This window comes from Pseudorhizobium xiangyangii, from assembly GCF_020531965.1.
GTDB lineage: Bacteria > Pseudomonadota > Alphaproteobacteria > Rhizobiales > Rhizobiaceae > Neorhizobium > Neorhizobium xiangyangii.
In genome coordinates this window covers 83,960-99,265 of record NZ_JAJAWH010000012.1, presented here as the reverse complement: position 1 = coordinate 99,265, position 15,306 = coordinate 83,960, and the positions used below count along the sequence as shown (strand labels likewise).

Genomic DNA, 15,306 nt, shown 5'->3' with positions numbered 1-15,306 from the left:
AGACTTGGCCGTGCGCACGGCCCCCCGCGTTCCGGCAGTCTCTTACAACAGTGGTGCCGGTAACGGAAGATCAATCATCTTCCTGTGGGTTTGCAAACCGTGCGGCAGAACCTGCGATCCGGCTGACGAGGTCCGGAAGGTCCTCGATTTCGATCCAGCGGCCGTTGGAGGATTTGGGCAGCTCCGCCGAGCTGGCAGGCAGCATCGCGCTGGAAAAGCCCAGTTTTTCCGCCTCTTTCAGTCGTTGTGCCGTCTTCGAAACAGGCCGGACGGCGCCGGAGAGACTGATTTCCCCGAAATAGGCACAGTCTGCGGGCAGGGCGGATCCCGCCAGCGACGAAACCAGTGCGGAAGCGATGGCAAGGTCTGCGGCCGGCTCGGAAATGCGGTAGCCGCCGGCGACGTTCAGGTAAACGTCGTGCTGGCCGAGCCGGACGCCGCAATGGGCCTCCAGCACGGCAAGGATCATCGCCAAACGCGAGGAATCCCAGCCGACCACGGCGCGACGCGGTGTTCCGAGCGAGGTCGGCGCCACCAGAGCCTGAACCTCCACCAGCACTGGCCGCGTCCCTTCCATGCCGGCGAAGACCGCGGCACCGGGCGATTTCGCATTCCGTTCGCCGAGGAAAAGTTCGGACGGGTTGGTAACCTCTCGCAGGCCGATATCGGACATCTCGAAGACGCCGATCTCGTCGGTTGGTCCAAACCGGTTCTTGACCGTGCGCAGGATGCGGTAGTGGTGGCCGCGGTCGCCCTCGAAATAGAGAACGGCATCGACCATGTGCTCGACCACCCGAGGCCCGGCGATCTGTCCTTCCTTGGTGACATGGCCGACCAGAACCATGGCGGCTCCCGTCTGCTTGGCGTAGCGGATCATGGCCTGAACGCCGGTGCGTACCTGGGTGACGGTTCCGGGGGCGGAATCGGCTGTGTCGCTCCACAGCGTCTGGATGGAATCGATGATGACGAGGTCCGGCCGCTTGCCCTCGCCGATGGTCGCAAGGATGTCCTCGACATTCGTCTCGGCGGCCAGAAGCACATCGGTGTCTGCCGCGCCCAGCCGTTGAGCGCGCAATCGCACCTGGGCGACGGCTTCTTCGCCCGAGACATAGATGATGCGGTGTCCACGGCGCGAAAGTGCCGCCGCCGCCTGCATCAGGAGCGTGGACTTGCCGATCCCCGGATCGCCGCCGATCAGCACCGCCGAGCCACGCACGAAGCCACCGCCGGTCGCCCGGTCGAGTTCGGAAATGCCGGTGTGAATGCGTGGGGCCTCTTCCGTTTCACCGGAGAGCGTGGTGAGAGCCACCGCCCGACCCTTTTTGGGCACCTTGCCGGGACCGCCGCCGATCCCGCCCATAGGATCTTCTTCAACGATCGTGTTCCACTCACCGCAGCCATCGCACTTGCCGGCCCAACGATTGTGAACCGTGCCGCAGTTCTGGCACACGAATTGGGTTTTTGGTTTTACCATGAGGATCGGTCGCCGCCTTGAGTGCCAGTCATATCCGCCGTGAACAAAAGCGGAACTTTTCTTCTTCTAGTCGAAACTGGTGGCGGATGGCAAGCGGCGCCGGACATCAATCGGGATAGATATACCGTCGTTCGTGGCGCAGCCCCAGGCCGGTCAGCACTTCGTAGCCGATCGTCCCGGCTGCACGCGCCACATCGTCGAGCGGGATGTTGGGGCCGAAGAGCTCGACGTAATCGCCCGTCTTGATCTCGTTCTCCGGAACGTCGGTGACGTCGAAGATTGTCAGGTCCATGGTGATCCGTCCGACGACGGGGATCCGGTGCCCGGCAATGAAGCCGAAGCCCCCTTGAGTTCCGCCGGCGCGCAGCGGAACGCCGGAACCCGACAGCGAGCGGAGGTAGCCATCCGCATAACCGACGGAAACGATGGCCAGGCGGCTCGGTCGCGTCAGCTGATAGGTGGCGCCATAGCTAACCGTGTCGCCGGTCCCGGCTGTGCGGATCTGGATGATACGGGCTTCCGCCTTTGCCACCGTCCGGAGCGGCTTCATGCCGTCGATGGCCTCGCCACCATATAACGCTATGCCCGGCCGGGTGAGATCGAAGTGGTAATCCTCTCCCAGAAAAATTCCGGCAGACGCTGAAAGACTTGAATCGATTCCTTCGAAAGCGGCGCTAACTTTCTGGAAAGACTCAAGCTGGGCCTTGTTGCTTGGAGCAGACGGCATGTCGCCGCTGTGAAGATGCGACAGGACGAGGACGGGCGAGAAACTGGCCGGCCGGGACACATCGTCGGCCAGCTCGATCGCCTCTTGCATGGACAAGCCGAGACGGTTGAAGCCGGTATCCACCTGCAGGGCGCAGGGGTGATCGCCATGCTCTGCCACCACAGCCATCCACAGGGCAAGCTGTTCCTCGGAGGTCAGTACCGGTACCAGGTCATGTTCGAAAAACAGATGCTCCTGTCCCGGCCATATCCCCGAGAGGACGAATATACGGGCATCTGGAGCATAGGCGCGAAGCGTCACGCCTTCCTGAACGACAGCCACGAAGAAATCGCGTGCTCCTGCCTCGTAAAGGGCGATGCCGCAATCCTCCAAGCCCAAGCCGTAGGCGTCCGCCTTGACGACGGCGGCTGTCCGCGACTTGCCGGACCGGCGTGCCATATCCCGCCAGTTATCCGTCAGTGCGGCGAGGTCGACGGTCAAGCGAACAGGAGCGATGTCGAACTCGTCGGCATCGGCGGGAAGGAAGTCTTGGTCAGTCATGGCATTCCTGGGAACAAAGGCATGGAATAAGCCGCGGTTGCCCGCGTCTTTTCGGGCAGCCTATCACTTTTGCTCAATAGGGTAATGCCTCCGAGGGTTATTATGCCGCCATGCACAGCGTTTCTCAGAAGCCCGCACCAAACGCCATGCCGTGTGGCCACGCGATGATGCCATGGCATGCGCTTTGGCCGCATCGATGCCGGGAAGTATCGGTGAAAGAGGCAGTCGGGGCTGCGTCGCAGCCCTGCGGGCGGCGGGAATGTGATCCCGCCGCGGATGTGCCTCAAGGCTCTTCGTAGGCCGTGAACGATGGGTCGGCCAGGTCCGTAAAGCGCGTGTATTCGGCCTGGAACGCAAGCTTGACGGTGCCGGTCGGTCCGTGACGCTGCTTGGCGATAATCACGTCCGCGGTGCCCTTCACCTTGTCGAAAAGGGTTTCCCATTCCGGATACTTGGGGTCGCTGATGTCGCGGGGTTCCATGTTCTTGACGTAGTATTCCTCGCGGAACACGAAGAGCACGACGTCCGCGTCCTGCTCGATCGAGCCCGATTCACGAAGGTCGGAGAGCTGCGGACGCTTGTCCTCTCGGCTTTCCACGCCACGAGAGAGCTGCGACAGCGCGACGATGGGGACGTTCAGCTCCTTGCCGAGCGCCTTCAGGCCCGTCGTGATCTGGGTAATCTCCTGGACGCGGTTCTCCCCGGATTTGCCGGAGCCGGTCATCAGCTGGATATAATCCACCACCAGGCAATCAAGGCCACGCTGGCGCTTCAGGCGGCGGGCGCGGGCAGAAAGCTGGGCGATCGAGATACCACCGGTCTGGTCGATGAAGAGCGGCACCTTCTGCATCATCTGACTGCAGGCGACGAGCTTCTCGAAATCGGCCTCGGTGATGTCACCGCGGCGGATCTTCGAGGAGGAGACTTCCGTCTGCTCGGAAATGATACGGGTGGCGAGCTGTTCGGACGACATTTCGAGCGAGTAGAAGCCGACGACGCCGCCGTTCTTTGCCTTGAAGGATCCGTCGGGCTGCACTTCCGGCTCGTAGGACGCGGCGATGTTGTAGGCGATGTTGGTGGCAAGCGAGGTCTTGCCCATGCCGGGGCGTCCTGCAAGCACGATCAAGTCGGAGCGCTGCAAGCCGCCCATCTTGCCGTCAAGCGACATGATGCCGGTCGAGATGCCGGAAAGGTGCCCGTCGCGCTCGAAGGCGGCACCGGCCATGTCGATCGCCTGGGTCACCGCGTCGTTGAACGACTGGAAACCGCCGTCGTAGCGGCCGGTCTCCGCCAACTCGAAGAGACGGCGTTCGGTGTCTTCGATCTGGCTCTGCGGCGGCATGTCCAGCGGCGCGTCGTAGGCGATGTTGACCACGTCCTCGCCGATCTGGATCAGCGCGCGGCGCAGCGCCAGGTCGTAGATCGCCCGGCCATAGTCTTCGGCGTTGATGATCGATACGGCTTCCGCGGCAAGGCGGGCGAGATATTGCGCCACCGTCATGTCTCCGACGCGATCGTCGGCAGGCACGAAATTCTTCAGCGTAATCGGGTTGGCGGTCTTGCCCATGCGGATGATGTCGCCGGCGACCTCGAAAATCTTGCGGTGCAGCGGCTCGAACAGGTGGGCCGGCTTCAGGAAGTCCGACACGCGGTAATAGGCGTCGTTGTTGACGAGGATCGCACCCAGCAGCGCCTGCTCCGCCTCGATATTGTTCGGGGCTTCGCGGTAATGGGGTTCGGCGTCCTTGTTGCTGAGTGCCGTCAGCTTGCGTGCTACGTCCTGCATGTCTTCCAATCGTGGCTTTAAGAGTCGGTGCAACCATACAGCAGTTTGCGGCAGATGAGCGGATCGCCACCCCCACAATCGTGAAATCCACAGTCGAAAGACGAGGCTGTGGATAAGGCATACCAAAACCGTCAAGATCATTTGACCGTGGCAAAAGATACGTTTGTCGCTGATTCGCGACAAGGCAGTGGCTTCGTGATGGCGGGCGAGTGGTGTGGTCGCGTCGTTGCGACGCGCCGGGAAAATATCCCATTGTCATTGCACCCAAATTTGGTTTAGCTGGTTTAGGCTTGAAAGATCGGCGGATGCGCTGGAGGTAGCCATCCGCTGGAACGGGACATGGGGAGTGTCCTGATTTTGGTGGTACAGGGAGGAAAACATGTCCACGAAGATGATCGCTGCATCTGCGGCAGTTGCCAGCTTGTCTATGCTTTGGGCGTCCAGTGCATTGGCCGCCACCGAACTGCAATGGTGGCACGCCATGACGGGCGCCAACAACGAGGTAGTCGACGCACTCGCCAAGGAATTCAACGAGAAGCAGAGTGAATACAAGATCGTGCCGGTCTTCAAGGGCACGTATCCGGAGGCGCTGAACGCCGGCATCGCCGCGTTTCGTGCCAAGCAGCCACCCGCCATCATCCAGGTCTTCGACGTCGGTACCGGCGTCATGATGGGTGCGGAAGGTGCGATCGTTCCGGTTGCCGAAGTTCTGGAAAAGGGCGGCTATACCTTCGACAAGTCGAAGTACCTGTCGGGCATCGTCGCCTACTATTCAAAGCCGGACGGCACCATGTTGTCCTTCCCTTACAACTCGTCTTCTCCGATCCTCTATTACAACAAGGACGTTTTCGAGAAGGCCGGTCTCGATGTGAACAACCCGCCGAAGACCTGGCCGGAAGTCTGGGACGCCGCCCGCAAGATCAAGACTAGCGGTGCTGCTCCTTGCGGCTACACATCGACATGGCTGACCTGGATCCAGACCGAGAACTTCGCCGCCTGGAACAACGTGTCCTATGCGACAAACGAAAACGGCCTTGGCGCCACGGACGTCGAGCTGAAGTTCAACGCGCCGCTGTTTGTCGAGCATTTCCAGTCGATTGCGGATCTCGCAAAGGAAGGTGCCTTCCGTTATGGCGGCCGCACGTCGGAAGCAAAACAGCTGTTCCTCTCGGGCGAATGCGGCATCCTGACGGAATCCTCCGGCGGACTGGGCGATATCGTCAAGAGCGGCCTGAACTACGGAATCGGCCAGTTGCCCTACCACGAGGGTGAAGGCCGCCCGCAGAACACCACTCCCGGCGGTGCAAGCCTCTGGGTCTTCGGCGGGAAAAGCGACGAGGAATACAAGGGTATCGCCGAGTTCTTCAACTTCCTGTCGCAGACCGAAATCCAGTCGCGCCTGCACCAGGTCTCGGGCTATCTGCCGGTAACGATGGAAGCCTACAAGGCGACAAAAGAATCCGGATTCTATGAAAAGAACCCGGGCCGCGAAACGCCTATCCAGCAGATGTTGAACAAGGAGCCGACCGAGAATTCCAAGGGCGTCCGGCTTATCAACCTGCCGCAGGTCCGCGACATCATGAACGAGGAGTTCGAGGCGATGCTGGCTGGCCAGCAGGATGCCAAGGCAGCCCTCGACAAGGCCGTGGAGCGTGGCAACTCTGCAATCCAGCAGGCGCTCGGCAACTAAGCAACCCTTCCTCAACGCCGTCCGGACAAACCGTCCGGGCGGTCCTTTGTCTGTTGGAGGGCCTCACTTTGCAGAATGTCGTATTTCCCAACAAGATACTTCCGTACTTGCTCGTCGCGCCGCAGATCGTCCTGACGCTGGTCTTCTTCTTCTGGCCCGCCAGCCAGGCGCTCTATCAGTCGGCTATGCGCGAAGACCCGTTCGGCCTCAGGAGCACCTTCGTCGGCTTCGCCAATTTCTCGGCGATCTTCAGTGACCCGAACTACCTGCATTCGCTGCAGGTGACTGTCGTCTTCAGCATCCTGACGGCGGCGCTCGCGATGGGAACGGCGCTTCTGCTGGCGACTGCTGCCGATCTGGTTGTGCGCGGGCGCAGTTTCTACCGCACGTTCATGATCATTCCCTATGCGGTGGCGCCGGCGGTGGCCGGCATGCTCTGGCTGTTCATGTTCAATCCGGCCATGGGTACCTTCGCTTATCTCCTGCGCCGCAACGGCGTGATGTGGGACCCGCTGCTGGACGGTAACCAGGCAATGATCCTCGTCGTAGGCGCGGCAGCCTGGAAGCAGATCAGCTACAACTTCCTGTTCTTCGTCGCCGGACTGCAGGCCATCCCCAAGTCGCTTCTCGAAGCGGCCGCCATCGATGGGGCACGCGGAAGCCGGCGCTTCTGGACGATCGTCTTCCCGCTGTTGGCCCCGACGACCTTCTTCCTTCTGGTGGTCAACACCGTCTACGCCTTCTTCGATACCTTCGGCATCATCCACGCAGTCACCGGCGGAGGCCCCGCAAGAGCCACGGAGACCTTGGTATACAAGGTCTACAACGACGGCTTCGTGAACCTGAACCTCGGCTCGTCCGCCGCTCAGTCGGTTGTGCTGATGGTCATCGTGATTGCGCTCACGGCCTTCCAGTTCCGCTTCGTCGAGAAAAAGGTGCATTATGGATGAGGGCCGAACATGATTGAAAACCGTCCGCTTGCGAAGCTGATGGCTCACCTGATGCTGGTGATCGGCATCCTGATCGTCGCCTTCCCGATCTACTATACGTTCGTTGCCTCGACGATGACCTCTGCCGAGGTCATCCGTGCACCGATGTCGTTGCTACCGGGGGATCACTTCGTCGAGAATTATTCCGGCGCCATGTCGGGCGGACTGGAAAAGGTCGTCGGCGTCAGCCTTGAACGGCTTCTGCTCAATACGTTCGTGGTGGCTCTCGCGATCGCCATCGGCAAGATCATCATCTCCTTCCTGTCGGCATTTGCGATCGTCTTCTTCCGGTTCCCGTTCCGGATGGCCTTCTTCTGGATGATTTTCATCACCCTGATGCTGCCGGTGGAGGTTCGCATCCTGCCGACCTACAAGGTGATCGTCGATCTCGGCCTGCTCGACACCTATGCCGGGCTGACGCTGCCGTTGATGGCCTCGGCCACAGCGACATTCCTGTTTCGCCAGTTCTTCCTGACGATCCCGGGCGAAATGGTCGAGGCTGCGCGGATCGACAATGCGGGGCCCTTCCGGTTCATGAAGGATATCCTTCTGCCTCTCTCGAAGACCAATATCGCGGCCCTCTTCGTGATCCTCTTCATCTATGGCTGGACTCAGTATCTCTGGCCGCTGCTCGTCACCAACGATGCGAAGATGAACACGATCATCATCGGGCTTCGGCGAATGGTCGATTTCACCGACGCATCCACCCCGTGGAATTACGTCATGGTTACGGCGGTCCTCGCCATCATCCCGCCCGTGCTGGTCGTGGTGCTGATGCAGCGCTGGTTCGTCAAGGGTCTTGTGGAGACTGAAAAGTAATGGCCGAAATTGAACTCAAGGATGTCCGCAAGGTCTATGGCGGCAATATCGACGCCATCAAGGGGGTGTCCCTGCAGATCGCCGATGGAGAAATGATCGTGCTGGTCGGGCCGTCCGGCTGCGGAAAGTCGACGCTTCTTCGTATGATCGCCGGGCTGGAAAGCATCTCTTCGGGCGAGATCGTGCTTGGCGGTCGCGTCATCAACGGACTGGAACCTGCCGAGCGCGACATCGCCATGGTCTTCCAGAACTATGCGCTCTACCCGCACATGACGGTGCGCCAGAACCTGTCCTATGGCTTGAAGAACCGGAATACGCCGAAGGATGAAATCGACCGCCGTGTCGCCGAGGCCTCCAAGGCGCTGGAAATCGAGCAATTCCTCGACCGCAGGCCACGCCAGTTGTCCGGTGGGCAGCGCCAGCGCGTGGCCATGGGGCGGGCGATTGTTCGCAAGCCGGCGGCCTTTCTCTTCGACGAGCCGCTATCTAATCTCGACGCCAAGCTGCGCGTGCAGATGCGTGTCGAGATCAGGCGGCTTCAGCGCTCGCTGGCGACGACCAGCGTCTACGTCACCCACGACCAGATGGAGGCCATGACGCTTGCCGACCGCTTGGTGGTGCTCAATGCCGGGCGGATCGAGCAGGTGGGAACACCGATCGAACTCTATGAGCGGCCCGCATCGACATTCGTCGCCACGTTTATCGGCTCGCCATCCATGAACCTGCTGAAACGGCAGTTGGGCGAGGGGAGCGGCTGGAGGCTTTCGGACACGGCCGGCGTGGCTAACGCCATCGAGACCGTTGGAATTCGTCCCGAGGATATCGTGATTGCGGAGGCAGACGCCCCGGCCGACTTCCTGGGGCAGGTGCAGGTGGACGCGGTGGAGCTGGTTGGCGCCGAAAGCTATGTCCACGGCTCGTTTGCCGATGGCAACACGATCGTGTTTCGCGTTCCCGGCCGCTCACAGATCGGGATAGGAGAAATGATCCGCATTGCTGCCGGTCGAACAAGCATTCACATGTTCGATGCCGGCGGCAAGCGATCAGCCTGACGAAGCACCAAACGAAAAAGCCCCCGGCAATGCCGGGGGCTCAATGTCAGAGGCCGATGAAGATTACTCTTCGTCGCCGTCGCGGTCAGCGTCCGGATCGAAGAAGTCTTCCGGACGCAGTGCGTCTTCGTCCACGCCGTAGATGGCGTCAGCCGAGGTGAGGCTTTCGCCCTTGGCCTGGCGGGATGCTTCTTCTGCCGAACGTGCAACGTTGAGATCGACCGTGATCTCGACTTCAGCGTGCAGGTGCAGCGTAACGGTGTGGAGGCCAATGGCCTTGATCGGCGTGTTCAGGTCGACCTGGTTGCGGCCGACGTTGAAGCCTTCTGCAGCCAGAGCCTCGATGATGTCGCGAGCAGCGACAGAACCGTAGAGCTGGCCGGTTTCGCCAGCCGAGCGGACGATGACGAAGGTCTTGCCTGCGAGAGCGTCGGCAACCGTCTGAGCTTCGGACTTGCGCTCGAGGTTACGGGCTTCGAGCGTCGAACGCTCGGATTCGAAACGCTTCTTGTTGGCGTCGTTGGCACGCAGTGCCTTGCCCTGGGGGAGGAGGAAGTTACGGGCGTAGCCGTCCTTTACCTTTACGGTCTCGCCCATCTGGCCGAGCTTGGCAATCCGTTCAAGAAGAATGACGTTCATGGATCTGTCCTTTCGAGTTCGATGTTTCAGTTGTTTACGTTGGATTCATCGGGTTTTGCCGGGGTCAGCGCGATCGTCTGGCGGGTGTCGGACAAGCCGAGCACGAGGATGACGAACGCTGGCATCAGCATGAGCGAAGAAAGATATGCGAGGACGAGAACGGGCAGGCGCCAGTCCTTGTCCTTGGTGCGGAAATGCAGCGAAGCGAAGCCCGCCATCAGGAAGCCTGCGCCGAAGGCGCCGGATATGGTTGCGCCCACCATGGCCGGTACGCCGCCGAAGAAAGTCAGCAGAATGCCGGCAAGGAAAACGAAGATGGAATTGCGGCTCATCCGCAAGCCGGACGGCATGTCTTCCCGCGGACGAAGCGCACGCGTCGAGCGGGAAACGAAGCGCATCGCGATGTAGAACGCCGCAAACAGGAACAGCACCCACAACCCGCCCTGGATCATCGGCAGCATCAGGATGAACGTCGCCTTCGTCTGCGCGACGTTTGCGGGATCGGGCGCGAAGGCCGGTTCCTGAGCCTGCAGCGCGGAGGTCATGGCATCGACCAGCTGGCCGGTGAGTTCGGGACCGTAGCCGATGACGACACCGAGCGCGATCATCGCGATCGTCACGATGCAGCACAAATGCAGCAGGATGTCGGACAGGGGATACCAGGCGAGCAGGTCGTCCGGGCCGCCGATTTCCGAAGCAGGTCGTGCGAGATTGGCAAGGTGCGACAGCCATCCCGCCGGAAGAAGCGTAAATATGGCCATCATCGCGGCGAAAGGCGGCGATACGAGGATCGCGCCCAGAAGGGCTGCGGTTATCACGGCGATGATCGCGGCGCGATTGCCCCAGCCCAGACCGGCGACCAGGATAGGCAGGGCGGATGCAGCGTAGATGATGAATGCGAACGACAGCTGCGATATCGCACCCAGCGCGAGCAGGGTGGCAATAACGCCGGCAAGGATGCCGATCGGCAGTGCTGTCTGGTTCGGTGTTTTCACGGTCTCGCTGTCCTGCATGAGAGCAGTTAGGGGATTATGCCTGTGGCGCGTCCCCAACATGGGTTTTCCGCAGGTCCCGTTCGAGCGAAAGGTATCTGCGATACTGGAAGCTCCGATCCGCGCCCAACGCGAAGGGATTTGGACCCGCTGACTGTTAATCAGCGGGGCCAACGTTCAAATTAAGCTACGACGTAAGGCAGCAGGCCGAGGAAACGAGCGCGCTTGATCGCCTTGGCGAGTTCGCGCTGCTTCTTCTGGGAAACGGCCGTGATGCGGGAAGGAACGATCTTGCCGCGCTCGGAAATGTAGCGCTGCAGGAGACGAACGTCCTTGTAGTCGATCCGCGGTGCATTGGAGCCCGAGAAGGGGCAGGTCTTGCGGCGGCGGTGGAACGGACGGCGTGCCGGAGCAGAGGATGCGTCAGCCATTGTGTTTTCTCCTTAAGCTCGATTACGCACGGTCTTCGCGCGGGCGGCGTTCGAAGCCACCTTCGCGGGGACCACGATCTTCGCGCGGACCACGGTCCGGACGCGGACCACGATCGCCGAAGCTCGGGCGGTCGCCGTCACGGCGCGGACGGTCGTCACGGTCGCGCTTCTGCATCATCGCCGACGGACCTTCTTCATGCTTCTCGACGGAAACCGTCATGTAGCGAAGAACATCTTCATTGATGCGCATCTGGCGCTCCATCTCATGCACGGCAGCAGCCGGTGCATCGATGTCCATCAGAGCGTAGTGAGCCTTACGGTTCTTGCTGATGCGGTAGGTAAGGGACTTGAGGCCCCAGTTTTCTACGCGCCCGACTTTGCCGCCGTTAGCTTCGAGGACACCCTTGTACTGTTCGACGAGGGCATCAACCTGCTGAGCGGACATATCCTGCCGGGCAAGGAATACGTGTTCGTAAAGAGCCATGTAAGCTTTGCCTTTTCTTGCGGTTGTTTTGTCACCCGGTTTCGGCGGCTAAGCCTCAACGACTGCTCTTGGAAGGGGTAAAACCCCGGCAAGAAAAGCTGTTGTATCGAGACGGTCGAGAGCGGAGACACGGGAGGCCGGAACGTTTTCGTTCCTGCGGCCGCTCTCGCGACCTACCCTCCGTTCAGCCACCAGCCAGAAGACCGGGTGTTTCGAACAGGGCGGCTTATACGGATTTTTGGCGAGAAGGCAAGGGACTCAGTGAAATGCCTTGCGCTTTAGTACGACGAACCATTTGTGGCTTCGGTCGGCAATCAGGCCGGCGTTGTCGAGAGGGACAGTTTTTTTCGTTACCGAATCAAGCACGTTGAAGCCGATTACGTCGATTTCGCCGGGCCGCTTGGTGACAACGATATCCGTATGAGACGGATAGCTTCCTGTCCTGTCAAAATATGCCTGGGCACCGCTGAAACTGACCCGGGCATAGGTATAGCCGACGACATCACCGACTTCCGGCGTGGCTGCAGCCTCGTGCAGACGGTAGCCATGATAAAGCGCCGAACTATCGTTGTTTTTGCGCGCCGCGACGAACTTGCGGATCCAGACGGAGTGGGCTTGCGCGAATGGAAACTCCTTTCTGGTGAAGCCGGCCGTCTTGAAGGCGAACGAGATGCCAACCGCAGACCAGAAATAGTGGTCATTCATGATCTCGGTCGGAGTAGGGGAGCCGCCGCCTGCACTGTTGTAGTTTCTTATCACGTAGTTGGCGTAGGGTGTTTCGTCATCAGTGTGGGAAATGTTCCGTCTGCCCGTCCTGAGGTTCCAGGTGGATCGGCCCCAATGGTTCCACTCGGCATCGACCGCATTCATGAGATCGGCAACTGTTTTTGCCATCTGGCTCTCCCTGAAGTTGCCTGAGTCCCTTCAGCAGGCCCGGAATACCATAAGTTGTACAATATAAGTGAGTGCTCGTCAATGGTGCGGCGGTCGGCGGCCATCTGCTGTCGACCCGCTTGAGCTTGGGCCGACAGCACTATCCAGCCGTGGTTTGCCTTAAATAGGCATCGGATACCGCCGGTAGACGCCGGCGATTTCCTTCATCGCCTCGTCGCTCAGGGTCACGTCCTTCGCTGCAATGGCTGCCTTCAACTGTTCCATCGACGTGGCGCCGATGATGACGGAGGTCATGAAGGGGCGTGCGAGGCAGAAAGCCAATGACATCTGCCCAAGATCCAGTCCGTGACGTTTGGCGACCGCGGCATAGGCCTTCACCGCCGGCTCCTGCAGTGGTTGCAGCCGACCGCCGAGGTCTCCGTTGATGGTCGCCCGTGAACCCTCGGGACGAGCGCCATCCTGATACTTGCCAGTGAGGATGCCAGCTGCGAGCGGCGAATAGGCGAGAAGGCCGACATTCTCGTGATGGGCGACTTCAGCTAGGTCGAGATCGAACTGCCGGTAGAGGAGGCTGTATTCGTTCTGGATTGAGGCGACGCGGGGGAGGCCTTGTTCCTCGGAAAGGCGTAGATATTTCAATGTGCCCCAGGCGCTCTCGTTCGACAGGCCGATCTCGCGAATCTTGCCTTCCTTGACGAGATCGCCGAGCGTCGAGACGATCTCGGCGATATCGTCTGCAGCCTTGCTGCGGTCCTGATCGGCGGCGTCGAAGCTCCACGCCTGGCGGAAGTGATAGGTTCCGCGGTTTGGCCAGTGGATCTGGTAGAGATCGACATAATCGGTCTGAAGACGCTTCAGGCTGGTTTCGAGCGCGTGGCGCACGCTCGTCCCGTCGAGGTCGCGACCGTCGCGGATATGCGGTCGTCCGCTACCGGCGACCTTGGTCGCAACCACGATGTCCTTTCGCTTGCCGGTCTTCCTCAGCCAGGAGCCGATAAACTCCTCGGTCCGGCCATAGGTATCCGCGCTGACCGGTGTCGTGGGGTAGAGCTCGGCGGTATCGAAGAAGTTAATGCCCGCCTCCGCTGCATGGTCCATCTGATCGTGTGATTCCGCCTCGCTGTTCTGCGAGCCCCAGGTCATTGTGCCGAGGCAAATCTCCGACACGGAAATGTCCGTGCGGCCCAGTTTATTGAACTTCATGAAGGTGAATCCTGTCTTGGAAGATGGCCGCGAACTTATGCAGGATTTGCCATTTGGCAAGAACCTGGGGTAAGTGCCGCCCATCCACGGCCTACGAGAGCGCGGCGCGGCGGCAACTTGTAATGAGTGACTGCATCGTGACCAGCGGGTGATCGTAAGGCGACTGAACTGGTATTTCTGGAGCTTTTGTAATGAATGACATCTCTAGCCGACAGGATGTCGGCGGCTTCCCCGATGTGGGATCTCCCCCGACAAAAGGACGGTGGAAACTGATCGGACCGGGGATCGTAGCTGCGGCAACCGGCGTCGGTGCGGGTGATCTGGTCGCAACGCTGATTGCAGGTTCCCGCTTTGGCTATGCCCTTCTGTGGGCGGCGGTGATCGGCTGTATCGTGAAGATTGCCCTGGCTGAAGGTTCGGCGCGCTATCACCTCGCCACCGGGTCGACCATGCTCGAAGGCTGGAAGTCCCTCGGCAGGTGGACAAGCTGGTATTTCGGCATCTACATCCTCATCTGGGGCTTTGTGTACGGTGCAACCGCAATGAGTGCCACGGCTCTGCCGCTCGCAGCGCTCTTCCCCGCGGTGCCCCTCTGGTTGTGGGCTATTCTCTCCGGCTCGATCTGCGCCATTTTCGTCTCGCTGAACAAATACGAGATGTTCGAAAACGTCATGAAGTTCTTCATCGGCGTGATGTTCGTCATCGTCGTCGGCGTCGCGCTGATGGTTGTGCCCAATGTCGGCAATGCCCTGACCGGCCTGATACCGAGCATCCCGGAAGGCTCGGTCGTCTACACCCTCGGCCTGATCGGCGGCGTCGGCGGCACGATCACCATGGCTTCCTATGGCTACTGGGTGAATGCCAAGGGCTGGCGCTCTCCCGCCTGGATGGGCGTCATGCGGCTCGACAACCGCGTCTCCTACGCCATCACCGGCATCTTCGTCATCGCCATGCTGATCATCGGCGCGGAGATGCTCTACACCGCGCAGATCACCCTTTCGACCGGTGATCGCGGCCTTCTCGATCTCGACGAGGTATTGCGCGAACGTTTTGGACCTGTTGTTTCCGTCATCTTCCTGATTGGTTTCTTCGCCACCGCCATCTCCTCCATTCTCGGTGTCTGGCATGGTGTGTCGATGCTGTTTGCCGATTTCGTTCGCACCCATATCAAGGGCGAGACCGGTTCGCGCGAAGGCCTAGAAAAGACGCCTGCCTTCAAGTTCTACCTGTTCTGGCTCACCATTCCCCCGATGGCGCTGCTGTGGTTCGGCCGACCGTTCACGCTCGTCATCATCTATGGCGCGCTCGGTGCGTTCTTCATGCCGTTCCTGGCAATCACGCTGATCTGGCTGCTGAACTCGGCGCGGGTGCCCAAGGAATGGCGCAGCGGCTGGGTTTCAAACGGCCTGCTGGGCGTTGCCGCGGCATTGTTCATCGTGCTGTGCGCCAACGAGGTGGTTGGTTTCATTTCACGCTGATAGTGCTGGATCGGTCAAGGCGGGGAAGTTCCCTGCCTTGACTCCCGCGTCTGGAACGTGAATTGGAAGAAAAAAACCTGCAGCGCCGTGCGCCATTACCGGCGCACA

14 protein-coding genes are annotated in these 15,306 nt (G+C 60.4%); 5 read left to right on the top strand and 9 right to left on the bottom strand.

Going from position 1 to position 15,306, the window contains the following annotated elements; genetic code table 11:
- Positions 1-70 precede the first annotated feature (70 nt).
- From radA to LH464_RS12805, 3 genes are all read right to left on the bottom strand, one after another.
- Complete coding sequence (gene radA / locus LH464_RS12815) at positions 71-1,474, bottom strand: DNA repair protein RadA (protein WP_226786779.1); 1,404 nt, start codon at positions 1,472-1,474, stop codon at positions 71-73.
- Between the two features lie 106 nt (positions 1,475-1,580).
- The gene (gene alr, locus LH464_RS12810; protein ID WP_226786778.1) at positions 1,581-2,741 is read right to left on the bottom strand and encodes an alanine racemase; all 1,161 of its coding nucleotides are present in this window, start codon (positions 2,739-2,741) and stop codon (positions 1,581-1,583) included.
- A gap of 283 nt (positions 2,742-3,024) precedes the next feature.
- A complete protein-coding gene (locus LH464_RS12805) occupies positions 3,025-4,527 on the bottom strand; it encodes a replicative DNA helicase (protein WP_226786777.1) in 1,503 nt (500 codons plus the stop codon).
- Between the two features lie 379 nt (positions 4,528-4,906).
- On the opposite strand from LH464_RS12805, the gene ugpB reads away from it, so the two are divergent.
- The 4 genes from ugpB (at position 4,907) to LH464_RS12785 (ending at position 9,077) form a co-directional block, all read left to right on the top strand.
- A complete protein-coding gene (ugpB, locus tag LH464_RS12800) occupies positions 4,907-6,217 on the top strand; it encodes a sn-glycerol-3-phosphate ABC transporter substrate-binding protein UgpB (protein WP_226786776.1) in 1,311 nt (436 codons plus the stop codon).
- A 68-nt stretch (positions 6,218-6,285) separates the two neighbouring features.
- The gene (ugpA, locus tag LH464_RS12795; RefSeq protein ID WP_226786775.1) at positions 6,286-7,167 is read left to right on the top strand and encodes a sn-glycerol-3-phosphate ABC transporter permease UgpA; all 882 of its coding nucleotides are present in this window, start codon (positions 6,286-6,288) and stop codon (positions 7,165-7,167) included.
- A 9-nt stretch (positions 7,168-7,176) separates the two neighbouring features.
- Entirely contained in the window at positions 7,177-8,025 is an 849-nt protein-coding gene (gene ugpE / locus LH464_RS12790) for a sn-glycerol-3-phosphate ABC transporter permease UgpE (RefSeq protein WP_226786774.1), read from the top strand.
- Entirely contained in the window at positions 8,025-9,077 is a 1,053-nt protein-coding gene (locus tag LH464_RS12785; RefSeq protein ID WP_226786773.1) for a sn-glycerol-3-phosphate import ATP-binding protein UgpC, read from the top strand. The genes ugpE and LH464_RS12785 overlap by 1 nt, the downstream gene beginning before the upstream one ends.
- A gap of 63 nt (positions 9,078-9,140) precedes the next feature.
- Here LH464_RS12785 and rplI read toward each other — a convergent pair whose 3' ends face one another.
- The 6 genes from rplI to LH464_RS12755 all read right to left on the bottom strand — a co-directional run bounded on the left by rplI (position 9,141) and on the right by LH464_RS12755 (position 13,720).
- Complete coding sequence (rplI, locus tag LH464_RS12780; protein ID WP_226786772.1) at positions 9,141-9,716, bottom strand: 50S ribosomal protein L9; 576 nt, start codon at positions 9,714-9,716, stop codon at positions 9,141-9,143.
- 26 nt (positions 9,717-9,742) lie between these two features.
- Positions 9,743-10,729 (bottom strand): DUF2232 domain-containing protein, encoded by a 987-nt coding sequence (locus LH464_RS12775; RefSeq protein ID WP_226786850.1) that lies wholly within the window; start codon positions 10,727-10,729, stop codon positions 9,743-9,745.
- Between the two features lie 161 nt (positions 10,730-10,890).
- Positions 10,891-11,139: a 30S ribosomal protein S18 gene (rpsR, locus tag LH464_RS12770; RefSeq protein WP_226786771.1), complete on the bottom strand. Its 249-nt coding sequence runs from the start codon at positions 11,137-11,139 to the stop codon at positions 10,891-10,893.
- Positions 11,140-11,161: 22 nt separating this feature from the next.
- Entirely contained in the window at positions 11,162-11,623 is a 462-nt protein-coding gene (gene rpsF, locus LH464_RS12765; protein WP_226786770.1) for a 30S ribosomal protein S6, read from the bottom strand.
- Between the two features lie 258 nt (positions 11,624-11,881).
- Positions 11,882-12,517 (bottom strand): DUF2272 domain-containing protein, encoded by a 636-nt coding sequence (locus tag LH464_RS12760; RefSeq protein WP_226786769.1) that lies wholly within the window; start codon positions 12,515-12,517, stop codon positions 11,882-11,884.
- Between the two features lie 159 nt (positions 12,518-12,676).
- Complete coding sequence (locus tag LH464_RS12755) at positions 12,677-13,720, bottom strand: aldo/keto reductase (protein ID WP_226786768.1); 1,044 nt, start codon at positions 13,718-13,720, stop codon at positions 12,677-12,679.
- Positions 13,721-13,911: 191 nt separating this feature from the next.
- Between LH464_RS12755 and LH464_RS12750 the strand changes: the two genes are divergently transcribed.
- Positions 13,912-15,198, top strand: a complete 1,287-nt coding sequence (locus tag LH464_RS12750; protein WP_226786767.1) for an Nramp family divalent metal transporter — start codon at positions 13,912-13,914, stop codon at positions 15,196-15,198.
- Positions 15,199-15,306 lie beyond the last annotated feature (108 nt).

Coding starts and splice junctions, on each gene's coding strand:
- radA (WP_226786779.1), bottom strand. CDS start 1,474: ATGGTAAAACCAAAAACCCAATTCGTGTGCCAGAACTGCGGCACGGTT.
- alr (WP_226786778.1), bottom strand. CDS start 2,741: ATGACTGACCAAGACTTCCTTCCCGCCGATGCCGACGAGTTCGACATC.
- LH464_RS12805 (WP_226786777.1), bottom strand. CDS start 4,527: ATGCAGGACGTAGCACGCAAGCTGACGGCACTCAGCAACAAGGACGCC.
- ugpB (WP_226786776.1), top strand. CDS start 4,907: ATGTCCACGAAGATGATCGCTGCATCTGCGGCAGTTGCCAGCTTGTCT.
- ugpE (WP_226786774.1), top strand. CDS start 7,177: ATGATTGAAAACCGTCCGCTTGCGAAGCTGATGGCTCACCTGATGCTG.
- LH464_RS12785 (WP_226786773.1), top strand. CDS start 8,025: ATGGCCGAAATTGAACTCAAGGATGTCCGCAAGGTCTATGGCGGCAAT.
- rplI (WP_226786772.1), bottom strand. CDS start 9,716: ATGAACGTCATTCTTCTTGAACGGATTGCCAAGCTCGGCCAGATGGGC.
- LH464_RS12775 (WP_226786850.1), bottom strand. CDS start 10,729: ATGCAGGACAGCGAGACCGTGAAAACACCGAACCAGACAGCACTGCCG.
- rpsR (WP_226786771.1), bottom strand. CDS start 11,139: ATGGCTGACGCATCCTCTGCTCCGGCACGCCGTCCGTTCCACCGCCGC.
- rpsF (WP_226786770.1), bottom strand. CDS start 11,623: ATGGCTCTTTACGAACACGTATTCCTTGCCCGGCAGGATATGTCCGCT.
- LH464_RS12760 (WP_226786769.1), bottom strand. CDS start 12,517: ATGGCAAAAACAGTTGCCGATCTCATGAATGCGGTCGATGCCGAGTGG.
- LH464_RS12755 (WP_226786768.1), bottom strand. CDS start 13,720: ATGAAGTTCAATAAACTGGGCCGCACGGACATTTCCGTGTCGGAGATT.
- LH464_RS12750 (WP_226786767.1), top strand. CDS start 13,912: ATGAATGACATCTCTAGCCGACAGGATGTCGGCGGCTTCCCCGATGTG.